This is a genomic window from Crocosphaera sp. Alani8, assembly GCF_038442745.1.
GTDB lineage: Bacteria > Cyanobacteriota > Cyanobacteriia > Cyanobacteriales > Microcystaceae > Crocosphaera.
This window is the reverse complement of the sequence record NZ_JARVCN010000204.1, coordinates 1-6,000: the sequence shown is the minus strand read 5'-3', so window position 1 is coordinate 6,000 and position 6,000 is coordinate 1. Positions and strand designations below refer to the sequence as shown.

Genomic DNA, 6,000 nt, shown 5'->3' with positions numbered 1-6,000 from the left:
ATCTTTGTCCCCTAACTTTCGGCGAGTCCCCCCAGACTTTTTGAGAAGCTTCGTCAAGCAAAAAAAATGTACTTCATATATAGTTATGAAGATATTTATCCGAATGATGAAAGGTTACAATATTTTACCGAACAATACCAAAATTTTATTGGTTTAAGTCTCAAAAGATATGAGATCTTAATCTTAAGAGATCCTTACAATTTATTCGCTAGTTTAATAAAATCAAATATGATCGATCCTTCTAAGGAGGACTATAAAACTTATATTAATCTTTACAAAGCTTATGCAAAGGAATTTATTGCTGCACCTGATTTTAATGGGGGGCTACAGCGAATTTATCTTAATTATAATCACTGGTTTGTAGACCCTAAGTATCGCATTCATATAGCTCAAAATCTAGGCTTTGAGAGTATTGGTGAAGCCTATAATAGAGTGGCTACTATGAAAGGTAGCTCATTTGATGGTTTAAACCTAGATCATAAGGCACAAGAGATGAAAGTTTTAGAGCGATGGAAGGAATTTCAAGATAATGTATTTTGGCAAACAATTTTCCAAGATGCAGAGTTAGTAGAATTATCCAATGAGATTTTTGGTGAGGTTATCCCTATCCTATAACCGCTATATGAACAATGCCATCCCCTTGATTACCCTAAGATGCGGGTACAACGATTATATTATGGAGTATTTAAGTCTCCGATCTGTCTCACCGCAGTTAAGGCGGAATAACTGACCCCTGCGGTTCCTTCTCCGGGGTGGGTAGAGTCTCCCACTAACCAAATATTTTTAATCGGGGTACGGGTAGCAATACCAAAGGGTCCGAAGGTAGAAACTCTCTGGCCGACACCTCCCACTATTCCTTTATCCCTGGCTGTATAATGGGCAAAAGTGCGAGGGGTAGCTGCTTCTTGATGAATAATTGTGTCAGCATTGAGGTGGAAATAACTGCTTAAACGGGCGATCGCTTCTTGGCTATATTGTTGTTTTAATTTTTCATATCTTTCCTCACTAATATTGTCCCATATTTGAGTATCGGTGAAGCTAGAGGCAATAATTGTTCTTTGTCCTTCTTTTGCTCGACCATCTCCTGGTTTACTAACAGAAACAAACAAGGAATTGTTTTCCCCAATAATTCCCTCATAATCGTAGAAAAATTGGAGGTGAGGGGGACAATTTTCCGGGATAGCTTGTTCATTGACTCCCAAATAAATAACAAAAGCGCCGGATGCTTCGGGGAGTTTATCAACTCTTCTATGATACAGATTAAACAAGGGTTTAGCTGGTGTCTCGAGCATTTTAACTAAATTTTGAACGGGAACATTAGCTACTACATGATCAACTGTTTGTGTGATGGTTTCATCTTTTTTGCGACGACGAATGATAACTTTAGTTTTATTGTTTTCAAGGATTTCTATTGTCTCTACAGAGTGACCAGTGAACAGCTTTCCTCCATATTTTTTTAACCCTTCAACCAAGCGATCGCTCAACACCTGCATACTTCCTTGTAAATGGTACAATCCTTGAGGTTCCTGGGACACCCCTAACGCTGTTGCGGCGTAGAGTAAAGCTGTTTCGTCGGCATCCACTTGGGAGTATAATTTTAACTGTAAATCGAGGAAGGTTTTTAATCTGCGATCGCTGTACAATCCATACAACCGCAAAGCATCTCCTACTGTCATCAAGGTAAAAGGAACTGTAATTAGTGTATCTAACCGTAACGCACTGGTGAGTTTCCACATATCCCAGAGGTTACGAGGGGGTAACACGGGATCTCGTCCTTGAAACTTCCAACTTGCTCGAAATAGTTTAGCCAATAATTGCCAAAAGGGTTCGCTTCCGGGGAACTGTTTTTGTCTTTCTTGTTGCCATTTTTCGCGATCTCGCCACACACTGATGGGTTGGGTTTCTCCGGGTAAAAAAACCGCACAGGCGGGATCGCAAGGGGTTACGGGGGGTAAGTCTATTTCTAATTCTTCAAAAATGCGCTGATGAATGCCACCTGGTTCTAACCCTGCTACTTGGGTTGCTCCTACATCAAAGGTAAACCCTCGACGCTTAAAAGTAGAAGCACAACCCCCAGGTACATAGGCTTGTTCGTACACAGTTACATCATACCCCCGACGGGCAAGTAATGCTCCGGCGGTTAATCCACCGATTCCTGCTCCTACAACTATAATTTGTTCAGACACGGTTAAAATATTTGTTATAAAAGTTTACATTATATTAATTATATTAAATAATTCACCTAAGTTTCCCTTTATTTCTTAATTCAATCTTCGACCACTGATAATCCTTAACTGTTAACTAAGGAATTTAACCATTTTTATATGGACTATTTCTGCTTCTATAAAGCGATCGCCCACTGGTTCAAATCCTAATTTTTCGTACAATTTTTGAACATAAACTTGAGCGTGAATAACAATTTTTTGGTATTTTTTTTGTTCTTTAATAAAAGCGATCGCTGATTCCATTAACATTGTCCCAATCCCTTGACCTCTTACTTTGGATAAAACAGCTAATCGTTCTATTTTTACGATGTTTTCGTCAATAGATCTAATTCTTGTTGTTCCTACTGCATCTTCATCTAAATAAGCTAAAAAGTGAACACAATCATAATCATAACCATCGAATTCCAAAGCATAATCTACACCTTGCTCTTCCTGAAAAACATAACACCTGATCTTTTTGATGGCTTCTAGTTGGTCTTGATAGTTAGTAATCTCAATTTTTACTTTTTTCATGTTTTCTTATATTTTTGAAGAGAAATAAAACAATCAATGACAGTAAAGGAATAACAAACATTTCTTGTAAAACAGTTAGAAAATTACTCAGTTGGATAATTCCCCCTGTAAAAGTAAGTCCTCCCAAAATAGAGATAGGGAAGGCAAAGTAATGGGAGGTAAAAGGAAAAAAACACTGAACACCAGTGGGAAAATTAGCATCATAAGCCAACATATCTAATAAAATATGACTAAAATAAAGACCCAACAACCAAACTAAAAAATAATAAGGTATTTTGTTATAAACTCTCAAGAAAAAGTAAATAATGATACAGACAAAAAATCCCACAAAAAAGCTGTGGGTAAACTGACGATGAATAGCACTAAAATCATTATAAAATAAATAACCTAAAATAAAATCAATGTCAGGCAAATTAGCAATTATAATAGCAGTGATAATTAGCTTTTTTGAGGAACAAGCTTGTAGAAATCTGGGGTTTTTACAAACTCCCAAAAAAATAAAATAACCAGCTAAACTATGACCAATAGGAGATGCCATTTGAAAAATTTAAGTATTTTTTACTTGTTCTAATAGAGTTAGTTTCTCTGTAATTGAAAGACGATTAGATTTTTGATTTGCTCACAACTTAGGTAGAATAAGAGTAAGTAGCAATACAGTGAGATGAAATAATCTAACTCTTTCTGACTCTTAATGTGTCAATAGTTTTTCTATTTTAGTTATATTGCCCTAATTATGACCTTATCTGCCAATAACCCGCAATTTTCTCTCTCCTCAGACACCGAAAAACTGATCCACAACTTAGCAGATCATCAACATGGTAAATTGATAGAGCGTGCTTTAGGAGTCCTATTACGCATTGCAGGGGAAGAAGTTGATCACTCAGATTGGAAGATTCTAACCACTGCCCTAGAAGACCTAGAAAGAGGCTTTCAGGTATTTTATCCCCATCGCCATACCCGTAAGGTTACCATTTTTGGCTCAGCCCGTCTATCCCCCCAAAGTTCAGAATATCGTCTTGCACTGGAATTTGCTCGTTACATCACTCAGTTGGGCTTTATGGTACTCACAGGGGCAGGAGGAGGTATCATGGAAGCAGGGAATGAAGGAGCAGGACGAGAACATTCTTTTGGTTTAAATATTGATTTGCCTTTTGAACAAGGAACGAACCCTTTTATTGCTGGAGACGAGAAATTAATCAAGTTTAAATACTTTTTTACCCGTAAACTTTTCTTCTTAAAAGAAAGCGATGCAGTGGCTTTATTTCCTGGTGGTTTTGGTACACAAGATGAGGCATTTGAAACCTTAACTTTGTGTCAAACAGGGAAGTATGGACCTTGCCCTTTGGTATTAATTGATGAACCTGGGGGAGACTATTGGAAAACTTGGAACCAATATAATTATAATAACTTATTGTCTCGGGGTTTAATCAGTGCAGAAGATTCCAGTCTTTACACTATTACTGATAGTTTAGCCACTGCTTGTAATGTGATTCGTGAGTTTTATTGTGTTTATCATTCTAGTTGCTATATTGATGATTTATTAGTGCTGCGTCTCAACTCAGAATTAACCGATGAACAACTGGAAAAATTGAACGAAGAATACAGCGATAGTTTAGTAAAAGGACGAATTGAGAAAAGTTCAGCTTTACCTGCGGAAGTAAATGAGGAAACAGCTAATCTTCCCCGTTTAACTTTACACTTTAATCGAGTTAATTCAGGGCGACTTTATCAAATGATTAATCAAATTAATAAATTTGGTACTTGTTTACCCATAGAACCCCATCCAGAATGGAAATAATTATTAATGGATAAAGGATAATCAATAATTAATTTGGGTTAACTAAATAGAAGATGAAAATAATTGATTTGTTTGCAGGTATAGGTGGTTTGAGATTAGGTTTTGAAAGAAAAAGACTAGATAAATGTGTCTTTAGTTCAGAATGGGATACAAACTCTCAAAAAACTTATCTCACTAACTTTAACCAACTACCCCAAGGGGATATTACTCAAATTGACGCGCATAATATTCCTTCTCATGACATATTATTAGCAGGTTTTCCCTGTCAAGCTTTTTCAGTTGCTGGTTATCGCAAAGGATTTGAAGATACCAGGGGAACACTATTTTTTGATATTGCTCGTATTTTGCATTACCATAGACCAAATGTTTTTTTATTAGAAAATGTCAAAAATTTAGCCGGACACAATAGCGGTAAAACCTTCTCTAAAATGCAGAATATCCTAGAAGATGAATTAGGTTATTGTCTTCACTATCAAGTTCTCAACACGATGACTCATGCTAACATTCCCCAAAATCGAGAAAGAATTTTTATTGTAGGTTTTAATCGAGATCAGATTAAAAACCCAACCTCGTTTCAGTTTCCCAAACCAATTAAACTAAAAACCACAATTCGAGATTTAATTGATACTCAAAAGAAACCCAATAAATATTATTATCATAAAACTCATAAATATTATCCGTTATTAAAAAAAGCAATGAACTCTTGGGATACAGTTTATCAGTGGCGGCGGGTTTATGTGCGAGAAAATCAAAGTAATGTTTGTCCCACTTTAACAGCAAATATGGGAACGGGAGGACACAATGTTCCTATCATTTTAGATGACTACGGTATTCGCAAACTAACCCCTAGAGAATGCGCAAGGTTTCAAGGTTTTCCTGATAGCTTTAAATTCCCTGACTTAGCAGACAGCAAACTCTATTATCAAATTGGTAATTCTGTTACTGTTTCCCTTATCCGTCGTATCGCTGAAAATATAAGGGAAATAATCACAAATTAGAAGTTTATTCCAGGGAAAGAAGAATCAATAATTAATTTATTAAACGAAATTAAAGTTAACTTTACGCTATTAGTTTATAAAAAATAAGCAATTTGTTATGATAGTAAAGAAAAAAAATAAAAGTTTAAAATGACCACAACCATTAAAATTAATCCCTATCTTTCAGGAAACTTTGCACCTGTTAATCAAGAAACTACGGCTGATAATTTAACAGTTATTGGAGAAATACCTCAGAATTTACAGGGAATGTTTCTCAGAAATGGTCCCAACCCCCAATTTAGTCCTATGGGGGAGTATCATTGGTTCGATGGAGACGGTATGATTCACGGAGTACACATAGAAAACAGCACAGCAACCTACCGTAACCGCTTTGTTCAAACCCGTGGTTATCACCTAGAAAAAGAGGCCAACAAACCGAAGCTTCTCAAAAAGTCTGGGGGGACTCGCCGAAAGTTAGGGGACAAAG

7 protein-coding genes are annotated in these 6,000 nt (G+C 36.4%); 4 read left to right on the top strand and 3 right to left on the bottom strand.

Annotation, left to right across the window (positions count from 1 at the left end; genetic code table 11):
- Positions 1 to 66: 66 nt before the first annotated feature.
- Positions 67 to 615 carry a hypothetical protein gene (locus P9B04_RS12815; RefSeq protein WP_342055382.1) on the top strand — a complete coding sequence of 183 codons (549 nt, stop codon included), beginning with the start codon at positions 67 to 69 and terminating at the stop codon, positions 613 to 615.
- A 59-nt stretch (positions 616 to 674) separates the two neighbouring features.
- Here P9B04_RS12815 and crtD read toward each other — a convergent pair whose 3' ends face one another.
- From crtD to P9B04_RS12800, 3 genes are all read right to left on the bottom strand, one after another.
- A complete protein-coding gene (gene crtD / locus P9B04_RS12810) occupies positions 675 to 2,186 on the bottom strand; it encodes a C-3',4' desaturase CrtD (RefSeq protein ID WP_342055381.1) in 1,512 nt (503 codons plus the stop codon).
- Positions 2,187 to 2,297: 111 nt separating this feature from the next.
- Positions 2,298 to 2,738: a GNAT family N-acetyltransferase gene (locus P9B04_RS12805; RefSeq protein WP_342055380.1), complete on the bottom strand. Its 441-nt coding sequence runs from the start codon at positions 2,736 to 2,738 to the stop codon at positions 2,298 to 2,300.
- Positions 2,719 to 3,276: a metal-dependent hydrolase gene (locus tag P9B04_RS12800; RefSeq protein ID WP_342055379.1), complete on the bottom strand. Its 558-nt coding sequence runs from the start codon at positions 3,274 to 3,276 to the stop codon at positions 2,719 to 2,721. Before P9B04_RS12800 ends, P9B04_RS12805 begins: the two co-directional genes overlap by 20 nt.
- Positions 3,277 to 3,471: 195 nt before the next feature.
- Between P9B04_RS12800 and P9B04_RS12795 the strand changes: the two genes are divergently transcribed.
- The 3 genes from P9B04_RS12795 to P9B04_RS12785 all read left to right on the top strand — a co-directional run.
- Positions 3,472 to 4,536 carry an LOG family protein gene (locus P9B04_RS12795; RefSeq protein WP_342055378.1) on the top strand — a complete coding sequence of 355 codons (1,065 nt, stop codon included), beginning with the start codon at positions 3,472 to 3,474 and terminating at the stop codon, positions 4,534 to 4,536.
- 53 nt (positions 4,537 to 4,589) lie between these two features.
- The gene (gene dcm, locus P9B04_RS12790) at positions 4,590 to 5,534 is read left to right on the top strand and encodes a DNA cytosine methyltransferase (protein ID WP_342055377.1); all 945 of its coding nucleotides are present in this window, start codon (positions 4,590 to 4,592) and stop codon (positions 5,532 to 5,534) included.
- Between the two features lie 129 nt (positions 5,535 to 5,663).
- The coding region (locus P9B04_RS12785) for a carotenoid oxygenase family protein (protein WP_342055376.1) at positions 5,664 to 6,000 on the top strand (337 nt) is incomplete at its 3' end.